Genomic DNA, 16662 nt, shown 5'->3' with positions numbered 1-16662 from the left:
TTTTTGATTTGAAAAATTGATCCCCGGCTAGTCCGGGGATTTTTTTTATTCTTTTTGATCGTCCTGATCCTCTTTTTCCGGAGAAGGATTGCTAGGTTTAGTGATCGTCTCTTTCCAGCCAAAAGGAAGAGACTTGAGATAAAGATCTCTTTTTGGATACGGAATTTCGACTCCATTCTCTTGGAAAATTTCAAAGATCGAGGTCATGACATCAGACCTGATTTCAAGCCATACATCCATACTTTCTACCCAAAAAAGCAATCTAAAATCAACAGAGGAATCTCCAAAGTTCTGCATGAAGACTCTCGGAGGAGGAGATTTTAGAATATTGTTTTTTATGAGCGCATCGGTCAACAGTGTTTTGACCTTTTTCATATCCGATTCATAAGATACTCCAATAATCAATTCAATTCTACGTCGCTTATCAGAAAGTGTCCAGTTGATTAAACTTTGAGACAGGAGATCGCCATTGGGTACCACTATTTCCGATCCATCATAGGCTAAAATCTTACTAGCTCGAATCCCTACTTCTTTTACGGTTCCTTTATTCATCCCGACTTCGATTTCATCCCCAATTTGGATAGGCCGCTCAAATGCGAGGATAATTCCGGATACCAGATTGTTGATGATGGTTTGCAGACCAAAACCAATACCTACGGATAGCGCTCCCAATACAATAGTGATTCGGTCTAGAGGGATTTTGGCAGCAGTCAGAGCTATAAAAAAGCCTATAATAATGACGGCTAGTCGGATTAGTAATACAGAACTTCCCAGTCGGTTTTTTCTCGAGGTAGCGTTCCGCTGATCCATAGTTGAAAAAAAGTAGGCAATACTGTTTGCTAAGAAGGAAGAAATCAAAAGTATGATTAAGAACAAAAAGATCGTTCCAAATGTAAATGTGGTGTCTCCTAGGATATATTCTTTGGAAAGAAAAATGGTAGCATATTCGTAGGCAATGTCAAAATAGCCTAAGTGAGTTAAGAATCCATATAACCAGATTCCTAAAGCAAATAATTGTAGAATTCCTGAAAATCTTTTTTCTAGTTCTTTAAAATCAATAAAACTAGAAATCATATCAGTATTCTTTTTGGATTCTAAGACAAGGAAAAAAGACTGCATCACCAGATGGGTAAAGATGTAAAGTGATACACCTCGAAAAAAACTTGTAACGCCCGTAATTGTGTAAAGCTTTGCTATACTTATTCGCCCCAAAACATTGGCTCCAAACGAGAATAATTGTGTAAAAAACAAGAATAGAATCAGTGCTCCTAAAACCTTCTTTCCTTTGAAGGATTGTCCTTTGATTTTTTTGTAGCTCAAAAGGCCAAAGAGGACTGCTAGGAAGTTGACTACAATCAGAAAAAATCGTTCATCATAATTTTGTTCCCAATTCACCCCAAATGTAGGTCCAATCAAACTTAGCGGTAAAAAGATCCACCAAATACGACGAAATCCATCCGAAAAATAGTCTTTAATAAGCCATGAACTGAAAAACACGAATATCAGGGATAGTACTGAGTTGAAAGCGAGTGGAGGTCGGTCAAATACAAGAAAGAAAAATGGTACAATGATGAGAAAAGATGAAATAATTGGAAATTTTTCAACTGAGGAGCCTTTTGAGAGAATAGTATGGCTGAAGTCCTTTTCATTCTGAATTTTTCTAACAGTCCTTTTTAGCGAAAACCCTAAAACAAAAAGAACGATAAAGAAGGAAATCAGCTTCCCCAAATTCCTTTCAAAAAAATACATAATGAAAGTGCCATTGGCAATTAGGGATTCTTTTAAGATTAATAAAGTTGACTTTTTTGACCCAAAAGTTTCATCTCTAGGTTCCCAGAGAAAATTGACCTCTTTTTTCCACATTTTTCGATTTAGCTCAATGGACTTTAGACGGAAATACTGACCGATAGATATAATTCTACTAGTCAAATCATTGAGCTGTACCTGAAATCTCGTCAAAGTTATTTCTTGTCGAAAAATCTCATTCTCTATTTCACTAATTTGGCTGCGAAGTAATTTTACTTCGTCAAAAAGGTCAGGCGCAACTTGTAGATTTTCCTCACTAATATTGAAAATTGAATCCTGTTTGATTTGGGCTAAATCTTCATTTGCCTGTAGGATTAGCTTTACTCGATCATCGATAATCGACTCGTACTTTTCGATTTCGACCATGATCCCTCCAAGGAGGGTAGTGATTCCTTTTAGATAGCGGATATTATCTTGACGTATGGTATCCTGAACCAAGATCCTCATGGAACTAACTGCTCGATCTATTTCAGGCAGATTTTCTTTAATTTCCATGGTATCCAAGGGCTCCTTTAATCCAATTTTTATTCTGCTAATATTAATTGAATAGCGTTTGGATTTTGAAATCAATTGGGATAAAACCAAACCTAGCTGATTTTCCCTTTTAACACCTGTATCAATTTGTGGCTTAGATTCAATATCCTTCTTAAAATTTTGAATTGATTCTGAGCTATCTAGCTTATTAGAAACGAAATTAAGGTCTTTTCTAACTGCATTTTGTCCGTGAAGGCCAGTGGGAAAAAGCAGGAGTATCAGAATGATTGGAACTAATAAATAGGAGGATTTCATATCGAGAAGAATGATCCTTTAAATTAGAAAAAATTAGCTTCAAAAAAATAAGTAAAAAAACTGCCCTTTTGTCATTAAATAGATGGGTTTTCTCCGAAACCAAGTCAAAATGTCCCTCTAATTTTGCTGGTACGAAAATTTCTAATATCAAATCAGATGTTTTAGAATATTAATTAACAAAGGAGGATAATATGAAACTCGCAAAGTATAACCAACTAGACTCTATGTTTCCTGCTGATCTTGGAGGACTATTTGAAAGGTTTTTCAATGAATCTTTAGGAAACGAAACACGGAAATTTAATCCTGCTGTGGATATTTCCGAAGATGACGAACAGTTTGAAATTCAGGTTGCTGTTCCCGGTATGAAAAAGCAAGATTTTCATGTGGACTTGACAGAGGGAAGATTGACAATTTCCGGTGAGCGTAAAATCGAAGAGAAAAAGGAGGGGAAAAACTACCACAGTTTGGAAACTCAATATGGTTCCTTTTCCAGAGCATTCTATGTTCCAGATAATGTGAATCCAGAAAAAATCGAAGCAGTTTATGAGGATGGAATCTTGAAGATTTTCCTTCCTAAAGCAGAAAAGAAAGAAAGAAAAGCTTCGATCGAAGTGAAATAATCAAGGAGTGGGTTAACCCCACTCTTTTTTTTGAGTTAAAAAGAAGTAAGCCCGGTTAAAACTGGTTAAATTGATATTCACTTTAGACTTTATTGAATAAAATTTGAGTTAATCAGAAGAAACAAGAACAGGAATATAATTATGAACAAAAGACAATTCTTTCTAGGAATGTTGTTGGCCTCTCTTATCGGAGGCATTGTTGCTTTGGCTGGAGTGAGTTATTTCATGCAGTCGCAGGAACCTTCAAGTTTCGATGAAAAGCAGAAGGCAAGTTTTGTAAACTTACTTTCTGGAGAAAATTTTACCGTACCAGAGGGAATCAATTTTGTGGCTTCCGCTCAATTGGTTACCCCAGCAGTAGTTCACGTGAAAAGTACCATGGGCTTTGGTGGAAATACTCCAAGAGATCCCATGCAAGAGCTATTTGGATTTCCTCCAAGAGGAGATCAGGGATTTAGAGGAGCGATGAGCTCTGGATCTGGTGTGATTATTTCGTCAGATGGCTATATCGTGACCAATAACCATGTAGTCGAAAATGCTACCCAAATTGATATTTCTTTGGATAACAACAAACGTTACATAGCGAAAATAATCGGAACAGACCCGACTACTGACTTGGCTTTATTGAAAATTGATGCAGATGGATTACCATTCGTCAAATTCGGTGATTCTGATAACACAAAAATTGGAGAATGGGTATTGGCTGTTGGAAATCCATTCAATCTAAACTCAACGGTAACTGCTGGAATTATTTCAGCTAAAGCCCGGAATATCGGAATCCTCAGAGGAGTCGAAAACAATCTTCAGATCGAGTCATTTCTTCAAACTGATGCAGTGGTAAACCCAGGAAATTCTGGAGGAGCCTTGGTGAATTTAGCAGGAGAATTAATAGGAATTAATACGGCAATTGCATCCAACACAGGGACATTTGCTGGTTATTCATTTGCTGTTCCAAGTAGTCTTGTAAAAAAAGTAATGGATGACTTGATGGAATATGGTGCTGTTCAGCGTGGTTTGCTTGGAGTAACAATTCGAGATGTTAGTCCAGAGTTAGAGGACGAATTGAATGTTGAATTACCTGTTGATCAGGGAGTTTACATTAATGGTGTAAATCCAGATAGTGGAGGAGAAGAAGCTGGACTAAAGCCTGGAGATATTATCGTCGGGGTTGATGGTCGGGAAACTACCTCTGTTTCTATCCTTCAGGAAATGGTGGCTAGAAAACGTCCAGGAGATCAAGTCAACGTCGAATATATCCGAGACGGCAAAAAAATGGAGACGGTAGCTACGCTTCGGAATTTTAATGGAAACACCAATATTGTTGAGAAGGAAGTCAAGAAGACTTATGAATTTGATGGGGTTCTATTCGAGAATATTTCCGACGAGCAAAAAGAAAGATTGGGAATTTCAGGAGGAGCCATGATCACAACTGTAGGTAGATCAGGTTGGAGATCTGCAGGTGCTAGACCTGGATTCATCATCACCTCAATCATCAGTGAAGATGGAAGAATCCGCATTTCGGATGCTGACAGACTAATTGAAGTATTGAATGATCTAAGTGGTCAAGAAGTGGTAGTACTCGGAATGTTCAATGATGGAACAGAATACTACTTCGAAGTGGAAGTAGATTAATCAGAAAAATCCAATAAAAAATCCCGATGATTGCTCATCGGGATTTTTTTATTTAAGCCACTTGAAGCCGTTTGAATTTTGATTTATCAAACTGGGATTTAGCGTAAGCTTCATCGATTACAAGTTCTTTGATGCTATCATCAGATGGAAGCTCGTACATCGCGTCAGTGATGATTGCTTCACAGATAGATCGCAATCCTCTTGCTCCTAAATTGTATTCGACGGCCTTATCCACGATGAAATCCAAACCACTTTCTTCGAATATCAATTTAACCCTCTCCATTTCTAGAAGTTTGGTGTATTGCTTCACCAAAGCATTCTTTGGTTCAGTCAAAATACGTTTCAATGCTTCTTTATGAAGTGGATCCAAATGAGTAAGTACAGGTAATCGGCCGATAAGTTCTGGAATCAAGCCGAATGCTTTTAAATCTTGAGCAGTGATATATTGAAGTAAGTTTTCCCGGTCAGCTACAGCTGAACCTGCCGCTTTGCTGAAGCCTAAAGGTTGGGTATTCAAACGTTTCGCAATGTGTCTGGCAATCCCATCAAATGCTCCACCGCAGATAAACAGAATGTTCTCCGTGTTTACGGCAATCATTTTTTGATCAGGATGCTTTCTGCCACCTTGTGGAGGAACATTTACCACAGTACCTTCCAAAAGCTTTAACATCGCCTGCTGAACGCCTTCCCCGCTTACATCTCTTGTGATAGAAGGGTTATCCGATTTCCGAGCGATTTTATCAATCTCGTCAATGTATACAATTCCTCTTTCAGCAGCTTCAACATTATAGTCAGCAGCTTGTAATAGCCTTGTCAAAATGCTCTCAACGTCTTCCCCTACATATCCAGCTTCTGTAAGAACAGTGGCATCGGCAATGCAGAAAGGAACTTCAAGAATCTTTGCAAGGGTTTTTGCCAAATAGGTTTTTCCGGTTCCTGTATCACCAACCATGATGATGTTAGATTTTTCGATCTTCACATCATCTTCATCAGCTTTCTGAAGCAGTCGTTTGTAGTGATTATAAACAGCTACGGTAAGGACCTTTTTTGCATCTTCTTGTCCAATCACATATTGGTCCAAGTAGGAGGTAAGTTCCTTTGGCTTCTTGAGTTTGAATTTGGGTTTGGATTGAGAAGATTTTTTGGTTTTCTCCTCTTCTCCCAAGATCATATGTGCTTGCTCAATGCAGAAATTACAGATATGAGCAGATATGCCTGAAACCATCAGGTCAACATCTTTTTTGTTTCTTCCGCAAAAAGAGCAGGTAACTTGAGCCATTAAACTGATTTTTTAACTAATACTTCATCGATTAAGCCATATTCTTTAGCTTCTGGAGCTTTCAACCAATAGTCTCGGTCAGAGTCTCTTTCGATTTCTTCAAATGTTTTTCCAGTATGATTCGCCAAAATCTGATAGAGTTCCTGTCTCATGGAAAGGATCAACTTAAGTGAAATCTCCATGTCTTTAGATTGACCTTGCATTCCTCCGGAAGGTTGGTGAATCATTACTCTAGAATGTTGTAAAGCAGAACGCTTGTCTTTTGCTCCGCCTGCCAACAATACAGCTCCCATAGAGGCAGCAATTCCTGTACAGATGGTAGCAACATCAGGGCCGATGTATTGCATGGTGTCATAAATGCCAAGTCCAGCTGTCACAGATCCTCCTGGGCTGTTGATGTAAAGAAGTACATCTTTTTTAGAATCCACCGATTCCAAGAAAAGCAACTGTGCTATGATGATATTAGCGATATGGTCATCTACTGGTGTTCCCAAAAAGATGATGCGATCCATGATCAATCGGGAGAAAACGTCGATTTCCCGGAAGTTGGAAGGACGCTCTTCAATGACTGCCCGAGTCATGTTTTCGATATGCTGTGTGTACTGGTCAAAAGCTGATCCACTCACTCCTTGGTTGTGGATGGCGTATTTTCTGAATTCCTCTTTGTTGATCATAATTTGATAAATGTGGTTAACAAAAATAAAAAAAGCCCTTAAATAAGGACTTTTTTAGATTCTTAATCAATTTACTTTTCCAAAAGTTCCTTATACTCGTCAAGGCTGATCTCCTTTTCTTTCAGGGAAATTTTCTCCTGAGCAAAGTCCAAAACTTTATCATTTTGTACTGAGGTCAGCATGTTCATGTAGTTTTGACCCTCATTTCCTTTCAGATAATTATCTACGAAAAGATCCATGCTGTCTTCCAAAGATGCTCCCAACCCAGAAGATGCAAATTGCTCTCGGATCATTTCTTTGGTTTTTTCAATTACATCCTGATGCTCGGCTTTGATTTCATTTGCTCTTGCGATTTCATTTGAAACCAAAGACCAAACTAATTGACGAGCGTAAATTGGGAATTCGTTTTCTACGTCTTGCTCGGTAACTTTCCCGTCATTTGCTTTCAGTAACCATTCCTTCAAGAATTCCTCAGGAAGGTCAAGATTGGCTTTTTCAACCAATATTTTCTTCAATTCTTCCTCTGTGAATACCTTAGCCTCACGATTGTAATTTGACTGAAGCGTTTCGCGAACTTTATTCAAAAATTCTTCTTCGGATTTCACTTGATCAGGGCCAAAGATTTTATCGAAAAACTCCTGGTCCATTTTAGCTTCTTCAGTTCGGTTGATGTTCTTGATAGTAAAAGTCAAGTTATCAGAGATGGAAGCAGCTTCTTCTTCATTCAAACCAAAAGCTTCTTCCCACTGGCCCTTCTTCACATCCTTTGCTGCGAATTCAACCACTTCATCCTTTCCTTTTCCGATAAACTTGTCTGCAAGCTTTTTAGTGATTTTGGAAAGGTCAAGAGAAACAGTCTTAGAAAATTCTCCTTCTGCAGCAGCTAAGTCCCCATAAACATGGTCTCCTGCTTCAGCAGTTTCAGGATTGGTGCTGTTTCCATATTGAGATTTTAGATTGGCAACAGTCTCGTCTACCAGTTTGTCATCAACCTTAATGCTATATTTATTGGCTTTGATTGACTTATCTAGAGGAAGTTCAAAATTTTCAATGAAGCCGATTTTATATTCAAAATCGAAATCCTTCTGGTTTTTCCAATCAATTTTTTCCTCAACCTTTTCAACTGGAAGTGGGTCACCCAATACTCTAAAGGTTTGTTCCTTCAAATAGTTGTTAAGTGATTCACCTAAGATATTGTTGATTTCATCTACCAAAACAGAAGTGCCATAGATGTTTTTGACCATACCAAGGGGAGCTTTTCCTGGGCGGAAACCTTTGATATTCACCTTTTTGGCGTAGTCTTTCAGTTTAGCATCAACCTTGGTTTGATAATCTGCCTCAGTTAGTTTAATTTTAATAGAGGCTTGATTGGCGGAATGCTTGTCTAGTGTAATTTCCAAAGCGCAATTATTTATGATAAGTCTGAACTAAAAACCCTCAATCTCTTTCCCGAATTCTAAATTCAGGTAGTGATTGAGGGTCCGATATTTGTGCGGATGGAGGGACTCGAACCCCCATGCCTCGCGGCGCTAGATCCTAAGTCTAGTGCGTCTACCAATTTCGCCACATCCGCTTGAACTCACGCAACACGTTCGTGCGTTTTTCAATTGTGGATGCAAAGGTAGCTACATAAAAATAATTTACAAGCATGCCCATAAAAAAAATTATCAACGTGCATTTCGAATTCTTTCGAGCCATATTTGTTATACAATTTCTGATCAATGACCATGATCCAAGTAGATATTGAGGAGGAACGGAAAGAAATTCTAAAGCGGTACCGAAAACTGCTGCGGGAGGCGAAGCCATTTCTAAAGCCTGGTGATGCTAAAATCATCAAAAAAGCATTCAATGTGGCATTGGAGGCTCATAAGGATATGCGTAGAAAGTCAGGTGAGCCTTACATCTACCATCCTTTGGAGGTGGCACTGATATGCGTGGAAGAAATCGGGTTAGGTACTACTTCCATTGTTTCGGCTTTGCTACATGATGTAGTCGAAGACACGGATTGGGAATTAGAAGATATTGAGCGGGAGTTTGGTCAAAAAGTTATGACTATCATTGATGGCTTGACCAAAATCGCTGGAGTTTTTGATTATGGAAGTTCGCAGCAAGCTGAAAATTTCCGGAAAATGCTTCTTACTCTTTCAGATGACGTCCGGGTAATTTTGATCAAAATCGCTGACCGGCTAAATAACATGCGGACTTTGGCTAGCATGCCTCGTCACAAGCAATTAAAAATTGCTTCTGAGACCATGTATTTATACGCTCCGCTTGCGCACCGATTGGGGCTTTATGCGATCAAATCCGAATTGGAAGATTTGTATTTGAAGTATACCGATACGGCGACTTACAAGGATATTGTTCAGAAGATCAATGAATCCAAATCCTACCGTAACCGCTTTATTAAAAGTTTTATCCAGCCAATCGAAGAAGAATTAACTAGACAGGGTTTTAAATTTAGCATAAAAGGTAGACCAAAGTCCGTTTATTCCATTTACAATAAAATGAAGAAACAGGGAATCCCATTCGAGGAGGTTTATGACCTTTTTGCAATCCGGATTATCCTGGAATCTGAACTGGAAAATGAAAAAGCGGACTGCTGGCAGGTTTATTCCATTGTCACTGACTTTTATCGACCAAATCCAGACAGATTAAGAGACTGGATTTCTACTCCTCGTTCTAATGGCTATGAATCTTTGCATACCACGGTCATGAGTAATTCAGGTCAGTGGGTAGAAGTGCAGATTCGAACCCAGCGCATGGATGAGATTGCGGAGCGAGGCTATGCGGCCCATTGGAAATACAAAGAAAAAGACCATAGTTCAAGAGGATCTTCCGGCCTTGATGAATGGATTACCCAAGTAAGAAGCATGCTGGAGTCAAATGAAGGCAATGCAATTGAATTCATGGATGATTTTCGCGGTAATCTTTTTCAAGAGGAGGTTTTTGTATTTACTCCTAAGGGCGATTTGAAGGTTTTGGCATTCGGAGCTACTGCTCTGGATTTTGCTTTTGAAATCCACACGGAGGTTGGGGCTCGCTGTATAGGTGCTAAAGTCAACCAAAAGTTGGTGCCGATTACCCATAAATTGAAAAATGGAGATCAGGTTGAAATTCTAACTTCCAACAAGCAAAAACCTTCGGAAGATTGGCTAACCCATGTGGTTACCTCTAGGGCGAAAGCTAAAATTAAAGACGCTCTACGAGAGGAAAAGAAATCAGCTATTTTGGATGGGCGAGAAATTGTTCAGCGGAAGTTAAAGCAGATGAAAATGGAGTTTAATTCGGAAACCGTTGAAAAACTCCGGGCCTATTTTGAGCTGAAGACTGCTAATGATTTTTATTACCGCGTAGGAAAGGGTATAATCGACCCAACCACTATTAAGTCCTTCAAGGATTTTAAAGAAAACCAAAAGTTAAAACACAAAGCCATTCAAGAAAAGGTTAAGGACGAATCCACCTTTACCAAGGAAATAAAAAGCCTCAAAGGTCCGGACCACGATCAGCTCTTAATTGGTGAGGATATGGATGTGGTGGATTATATTTTGGCCAAGTGTTGCAATCCCATTCCTGGTGATGATGTGTTTGGCTTTGTTACTGTTAATGAAGGGATCAAAATACATCGAACTTCTTGTCCTAATGCCCTGGAGCTTCTTTCGAATCATGGTAATCGTGTCATCAAAGCTCGCTGGACTAGCCAGAAGGAAATCGCCTTTTTGGCAGGATTGCATATTGTGGGTACCGATAGAGTAGGTCTGATTAATGATGTGACCAAGGTAATCTCAAATGAATTGAAAGTGAATATGCGTTCGATTACAGTGGATTCTGACGCAGGAATATTTGAGGGTACAATCAAACTCTATGTTCACAGTACCGAGCACCTGGAAACATTAATTAAAAATCTGCGTCAGGTAGATGGAATTATCAAGGTATCCCGCTTTGATTGAGTTTTGAATCATATATTCCCTTCATCAGTTATATTTGGAAAAATTAGCCGAAGATGTCTTTGAATACAGCCCATTTTGAGGAAGTAAAGAAAATATTTACTGCATACTTAGAGAATCAAAAACTTCGAAAGACTCCCGAGCGCTACGCTATTTTAGAGGAGATTTACAGCCGAACCGGACATTTTGATGTGGAGGGTCTCTACATCAGTATGAAAAATAAAAATTACCGAGTCAGCCGGGCAACCGTTTATAATACCCTGGATTTATTGGTAGAGTGCGATTTGGTAACCAAGCATCAGTTTGGGAAAAATTTGGCTCAATTCGAGAAATCCTACGGTTATAAGCAGCATGACCATTTGATCTGTGTGGACTGTAATCAGGTCTTGGAATTTTGTGATCCTCGAATCCAAAATATTCAAAATACCGTAGGAGATATTCTAAACTTCCAAGTGTTGCATCATTCCTTGATTTTATATGGGAATTGCAACAAGGAAAATTGTGAAAACAGACCTGAAACACCCAAATCAGCATGAAACTGAATTATCAAACTGAAAAAGACGAAAAAGCTTACTACTTACACATTCAAGGCGACTTGATAGGAGATGAAGTAGGACCAAAGCTAGTTGAAATAGTTTCGGATGCTATCCAAGAAGGAGCCAAAACCTTTGTGGTGAATTTGAGTGAGGTTCGGTATATCAGTTCCAGCGGAATCGGTTTGCTTATCACCATGCTTACTAAGATGCGGAATGTGGGAGGTGAGGTTTATCTGACTGCACCATCCGAGCATGTGAAAAAATTGCTAATCATTACCAAGTTGAACAATATTTTTACTGTATTTGACTCTGTGGAGGATTTTCGGGCAAAAAATTGATTCTTGGTCATACCTTCTTTCTGCCTAAGATTAATATTAAAATCTAATTCACTTGGTTTTCTTTAGGCTAATTGCAAATTTCGGCCTTTAAAAACTCATTACTGCATTTATTAATAGCATCAATATGAAGATGGATGTGCTGCTTGGTCTCCAATGGGGAGATGAGGGCAAAGGTAAAATTGTCGATGTTTTAGCTCCTGAATATGAGATCGTTGCGAGGTTTCAAGGTGGTCCAAATGCGGGTCATACGCTTGAGTTTGATGGGATAAAGCACGTTTTACACCAGATTCCATCAGGGATTTTTCGGTCCCAAATTTTGAATATTATCGGGAATGGAGTTGTACTTGATCCCATTATTCTGAAAAAGGAAATCGATGGGTTGGGTAAATTCTCCATCGATTACATGAAAAACTTGGTCATTTCCAAGAAAGCTACCATCATTATCCCAACTCACAAACTTCTTGATGCTGCTTACGAAAAATCTAAAGGTGATAAAAAAATCGGTTCTACCTTAAAAGGAATTGGTCCTACCTATCAAGATAAAATTGGTCGATCAGCTCTTCGTATTGGCGATGTGCTTGCTGCTGATTTCAAAGAAAAGTACGATACGCTGGTATCCAAGCATCAGACCATCCTTTCATTTTACAATTACCCATTGGATGAATTGGCTGAAATGGAAAAGCAATTTTTTGAGGCGGTAGAATTTATCAAAGGTTTAAACCTGATTGATAGTGAATACACTGTAAATGATGCGCTTCAATCCGGAAAAAGGATTTTGGCTGAAGGGGCTCAAGGTTCTTTATTGGATATTGACTTTGGATCCTACCCTTATGTGACTAGTTCCAGTACCATGACCGCTGGTGCTTGCACAGGTCTTGGTGTAGCTCCAGCTAAAATCGGAGAGGTCTTTGGTATTTTCAAGGCCTATTGCACTCGAGTTGGAAGTGGACCTTTTCCTACTGAATTATTTGATCAGACAGGAGAAGCCATGCGGAAAGAAGGGAATGAATTTGGAAGCACGACTGGCCGTCCAAGAAGATGCGGTTGGTTAGATTTGCCGGCACTTCGTTATTCCATCATGATTAATGGCGTAACGGAGCTTTTCATGATGAAGGCTGACGTATTGAATATTTTCGAGGAAATTCAAGTATGTACGCATTATGAATTAGCTGATGGAAGCCGGGTTGATCGTTTGACCTATGAGATTTCGGATTCTGATGTGAAGCCTGTTTACAAGACTATGAAGGGATGGAATTGTTCCTTAGATCATGTTCGAGATTATGCGGATTTTCCTCAAGAACTCAAAGATTATGTAGCTTATTTGGAAGAGGAACTTCAGGTTCCAATTCGATTAGTTTCTGTGGGTCCAGATCGCACTCAGACTATTAAACGATAAGAATAATAAACTTAAAGCAAGCCCTGAAGGAATTCCATCAGGGCTTTATTTTTTTAGGGGCTGTTTTGTAATTTGCCAAAAAAGAATGAGTTGGATTTGAAGAGATTTTGGATTTTTCTGATAGGTTTTTTCGCATTTTTAATGGAGGCCAAAGCACAATTTGGTTTTCCGTATTGTGAAACTTTCCAGACCACCACTACCCAGGCAAATACTGTTTTTGGTGGGAATGCTATATTGGTAGATGGTGTTTTGCGGTTAACTAATAATCAAAATAACCAAGTTGGGTACGTTTATATCGATGTCCCATTTCCATCAGCTTATGGTATAAAAGCTGAATTTGAATATTTTTCATACGGTGGAGCTGGACAATTTTTAGCGGATGGACTTTCTATTTTTCTATTTGATGCAGCCACTCAAAATTTTTCTCCCGGAGGTTTTGGAGGTTCACTTGGCTATGCTCAGCGAAATGAAGAACCAGGATTAACCAATGCCTATTTAGGAATCGGTTTTGATGAATTTGGGAACTTTGGAAATCGTGCTGAAGGAAAAAATGGTGGATTTCAAGGTATAGTAGATGAATTGGTGCCCGATGCGATTGTGGTGAGAGGACCTGGGAATGGGTTTACGGGATATCCCTTTATTGTAGGGAGAAAAACCATGGCTTCTGGTGCTGATAAAGATGGCTTCAATCCGGGAGCTCAATTTCCGATAAGTTCTGGAGGAGCAGGAACTTTCCGGGTGACCGATCCAAATCAGCCCGGTTATCGAAAAGTTTTTCTGGAACTTCAGCCGGATCCTGATGGGGTGGGATATTTTTTGACTTTAAGAATGCAGGTCACCACCGAGCCTAACCAACCTCGAATGGTCACCATTTTTGATCGCCCTTATGATTTCCCTGCACCCAACGAATTAAAAATCGGATTTGCGGCATCCACCGGAGGATATACAAACTTTCATGAGATCCGGAATTTAGTAGTGGAAGTTTCTGCTGATGATTCGTTGAGGGATCCTGTTGGAGTGGATTTTTCGGATGTTGCTTCCTGTGAAGGTCAGGAGAATCAATACTATATCACAGACGAGGAGGTAGTTCTTCCCAATACAGGTTCACAGATTCGTTGTCTTCAGTTTTTTGAGAGTTTAGAGGATATCCAAGACAATAATTCAGATCGGTGTAATCAAGGAAAGTGTTTGGAGGAAAATCAGGTTTTGGTTTTACCTCAAGGAACATTGAGGGCTGGAGAACTGGGGGCCTATACCTTTTTCCCAAATCCCGGTACCAGGGATCAATCGGTTGAGGTTTATTATACCATTACTGATAATTATGGAAAGACTTCCTCAGGGAATAAAATCACGCTGAATATCCAAGAATCCCCTGCTCCTGTACGAATTCTTGCTTCAAATCAGGCAAATCCACTGGAGGAAAGCTACAATTTGTGTCCCGGTGAGTCAGTTCGTTTTGTATCTGAGGGGGATGAACTCTATGAGCGCTATGAATGGTATCGAGATGGGGAATTGTTAGAAAATGAAGTTGAGGCAGATCTAGTAATTGAAGAACCAGGCTTGTATGAAATTTGGGCGTACAACCGAAAAAATTGTCCCGCAAAATCAAATCAAATCGAAGTCAAATATCCTGAATACCCAAACCTCCAAATGGCAGGGACAGTGGTCGGTTGCGAACCCGGAGAGTCAGTTGATGTACTTAATGGCCTCTTGACTTATGATTCTGAAAACTATGACTATCGATTAATTGGTAATGGGTTGACGCTTTTGAATGAAGAAATAAGGTCAGTTTCCTTTTCAGGGGGGTATTTGCTTTCTGCTAAACCTAAGGACTTTGATTGTTTTGGAGATCCAATAGAAGTGGAGGTTTTTATTCAGGATATTCCATTAAGTGTGGATTTTGAATTCGCTGTTGCCGGTACAGATATAAAGGATGATGCTGGTGGAGGAATTTTTGCAGATGATCCGATTGCCTTTGAAGACTTATCAGATGAACGTGCAGTAAAGTGGATTTGGGATTTTGGAGATGGAAATACTTCAATTGAGCAGAATCCTATTCACATATTTGGGAAAAAGGGAGAATTCGAAGTTCAGTTGACAATTGAGGATGAGTACGGGTGTCAAGTTTCGATCAGTAAAGTTGTGTCGATCACAAAAAGCTATCGAATTATGGTTCCTACAGGTTTTACACCTTTGGAAGAAGAGAATCAATTTTTCACTCCAAAATACAAAGGCTTGGTTTCTGTTGATTTAATGATTTTTAATTCTTGGGGAGAATTGATTTATCGATCTAATGAACTTGGAGGGCAAGGTTGGGATGGTACTTTCCAAGGTGAGTTATTAGATGCTGGGTTTTATGTTTTTCGATTTGATGGGGTCAGTATTGATGGAGAGAAAGTGACTCGTGGTGGTAAATTTAGACTGATCAGATAATGAAAGGCAAAGTTCTTTTTTTACTTTTTTTAATTAGCTATGCCTTTTCATCTAAAGGACAAGATGTCCAATATTCTCAGTTTTATGCAAATCCGCTTTATTTAAGCCCTGCTTTCGCAGGAAGCACAGATCAAACTAGGGTAGGGTTTAATTTTAGAAATCAATGGCCAGCTTTAGAACAGAGTTTTGTTGCATTCACTGCATACGGAGATCATTTTTTTGAAAATTTTAATAGCGGTTTGGGACTTATTATTTCTGGTGCCAGGGAAAGTTTTACCCAAAGTCAGCAAATGGATATTGGATTGGTTTATTCCTATCGATTGCGATTATCAGAAGATAATTTTCTTCAATTCGGAATGCAGGGAAGTTATTCGGCTCGAGATGCATTGTTTGATGATATTATTCTTGGAACCCAATTGGATATCAATCGGGGGGTAATCTTAGGAAGTCCCGGAGATGGATTTGAGGGAGATAGTAAATTGAGTGCCTTCGATGCAAATGCAGGGATTCTTCTTTATGGAAACAGCTATTGGTTTGGATTTTCTGCCTTTCATCTCTTAGAGCCACCAATAAGTTATCTCGATATTGAGAGTAACTCTTTACCGGTTCGATACAATTTACATGGAGGGTACCGCATCAGTCTTCCTCCCGGTAATATCAATGATTATTACAATAATACGGATCAGGAAAGAAGTTTGGCGCTTGCTTTTAATTACAAAAGACAGGGGCTGTTTTCGCAACTAGATCTAGGGGCTGAGTTTTATTTTGAGCCGCTGATTCTGGGAGTTTGGTATCGAGGCCTACCTACCAAGTATCAATTACCCAACAATGAATCATTAATTGCACTTGTTGGCTTAAGCTTGGATTCAGGTTTGGAAATTGGATATAGTTTCGATTTTTCAATTTCAATATTAGGCCAATCCGTTTCGGGTGGAGCTCATGAATTATCTGTTAGATATTTAATTCCTGTTAATCCTAAGAAGAGAAGGTTTTTTAATTCTCCAGGCTTCAAATTTTAAATACTTATTTTAAAAAATCGATTAGGAACCAAATTCTATTGATTTAGGTTAAAATATTACTGTTTAAAGAGAGTTAAAATTTTTTCCATGCATTTTCTCATTCTGTATCAGGGTTTTAGTGATTGGTGTAAAAAAAGGTTGTTGTTTATGCTTGCGGAGGAGAAAAAACCTCCGATATTTGTGGTCCCAAAAGCGC

General features: G+C 39.0%; 12 protein-coding genes and 1 tRNA gene. 8 read left to right on the top strand and 5 right to left on the bottom strand.

What is annotated here, in order from left to right:
- Positions 1–45: 45 nt before the first annotated feature.
- On the bottom strand, positions 46–2301 hold the full coding sequence (locus E4S40_RS12275; protein ID WP_161971804.1) for a mechanosensitive ion channel family protein: 2256 nt from the start codon (positions 2299–2301) through the stop codon (positions 46–48).
- A gap of 485 nt (positions 2302–2786) precedes the next feature.
- On the opposite strand from E4S40_RS12275, the gene E4S40_RS12270 reads away from it, so the two are divergent.
- Positions 2787–3215: an Hsp20/alpha crystallin family protein gene (locus E4S40_RS12270; protein ID WP_135074520.1), complete on the top strand. Its 429-nt coding sequence runs from the start codon at positions 2787–2789 to the stop codon at positions 3213–3215.
- A gap of 141 nt (positions 3216–3356) precedes the next feature.
- On the top strand, positions 3357–4847 hold the full coding sequence (locus E4S40_RS12265) for a S1C family serine protease (protein ID WP_135074518.1): 1491 nt from the start codon (positions 3357–3359) through the stop codon (positions 4845–4847).
- Positions 4848–4899: 52 nt separating this feature from the next.
- Here the strand turns inward: E4S40_RS12265 and clpX are convergent, their stop codons facing one another.
- The 4 genes from clpX to E4S40_RS12245 all read right to left on the bottom strand — a co-directional run bounded on the left by clpX (position 4900) and on the right by E4S40_RS12245 (position 8373).
- Entirely contained in the window at positions 4900–6126 is a 1227-nt protein-coding gene (gene clpX, locus E4S40_RS12260; protein WP_135074516.1) for an ATP-dependent Clp protease ATP-binding subunit ClpX, read from the bottom strand.
- The gene (locus E4S40_RS12255) at positions 6126–6800 is read right to left on the bottom strand and encodes an ATP-dependent Clp protease proteolytic subunit (protein ID WP_135074514.1); all 675 of its coding nucleotides are present in this window, start codon (positions 6798–6800) and stop codon (positions 6126–6128) included. The genes clpX and E4S40_RS12255 overlap by 1 nt, the downstream gene beginning before the upstream one ends.
- Positions 6801–6871: 71 nt before the next feature.
- Positions 6872–8200 (bottom strand): trigger factor, encoded by a 1329-nt coding sequence (gene tig / locus E4S40_RS12250; protein WP_135074512.1) that lies wholly within the window; start codon positions 8198–8200, stop codon positions 6872–6874.
- Positions 8201–8291: 91 nt separating this feature from the next.
- A tRNA-Leu gene (locus E4S40_RS12245) sits at positions 8292–8373 on the bottom strand.
- A 154-nt stretch (positions 8374–8527) separates the two neighbouring features.
- On the opposite strand from E4S40_RS12245, the gene E4S40_RS12240 reads away from it, so the two are divergent.
- From E4S40_RS12240 to E4S40_RS12215, 6 genes are all read left to right on the top strand, one after another.
- Complete coding sequence (locus E4S40_RS12240; RefSeq protein ID WP_135076444.1) at positions 8528–10747, top strand: RelA/SpoT family protein; 2220 nt, start codon at positions 8528–8530, stop codon at positions 10745–10747.
- A gap of 53 nt (positions 10748–10800) precedes the next feature.
- Positions 10801–11280, top strand: coding sequence for a Fur family transcriptional regulator (locus E4S40_RS12235; RefSeq protein ID WP_135074510.1), 480 nt, complete (start codon positions 10801–10803; stop codon positions 11278–11280).
- The gene (locus E4S40_RS12230) at positions 11277–11618 is read left to right on the top strand and encodes an STAS domain-containing protein (RefSeq protein ID WP_135074508.1); all 342 of its coding nucleotides are present in this window, start codon (positions 11277–11279) and stop codon (positions 11616–11618) included. The genes E4S40_RS12235 and E4S40_RS12230 overlap by 4 nt, the downstream gene beginning before the upstream one ends.
- 124 nt (positions 11619–11742) lie before the next feature.
- The gene (locus tag E4S40_RS12225; RefSeq protein WP_135074506.1) at positions 11743–13014 is read left to right on the top strand and encodes an adenylosuccinate synthase; all 1272 of its coding nucleotides are present in this window, start codon (positions 11743–11745) and stop codon (positions 13012–13014) included.
- A 96-nt stretch (positions 13015–13110) separates the two neighbouring features.
- Positions 13111–15447, top strand: a complete 2337-nt coding sequence (locus E4S40_RS12220) for a PKD domain-containing protein (RefSeq protein ID WP_237563191.1) — start codon at positions 13111–13113, stop codon at positions 15445–15447.
- Positions 15447–16466 (top strand): PorP/SprF family type IX secretion system membrane protein, encoded by a 1020-nt coding sequence (locus E4S40_RS12215; protein WP_135074504.1) that lies wholly within the window; start codon positions 15447–15449, stop codon positions 16464–16466. Before E4S40_RS12220 ends, E4S40_RS12215 begins: the two co-directional genes overlap by 1 nt.
- Positions 16467–16662: the final 196 nt, after the last annotated feature.

This window comes from Algoriphagus kandeliae, assembly GCF_004571135.1.
Taxonomy (GTDB): Bacteria; Bacteroidota; Bacteroidia; order Cytophagales; family Cyclobacteriaceae; genus Algoriphagus; species Algoriphagus kandeliae.
The sequence above is the reverse complement of the archived record's forward strand: the minus strand, read 5'-3'. Positions and strand labels throughout refer to the sequence as shown.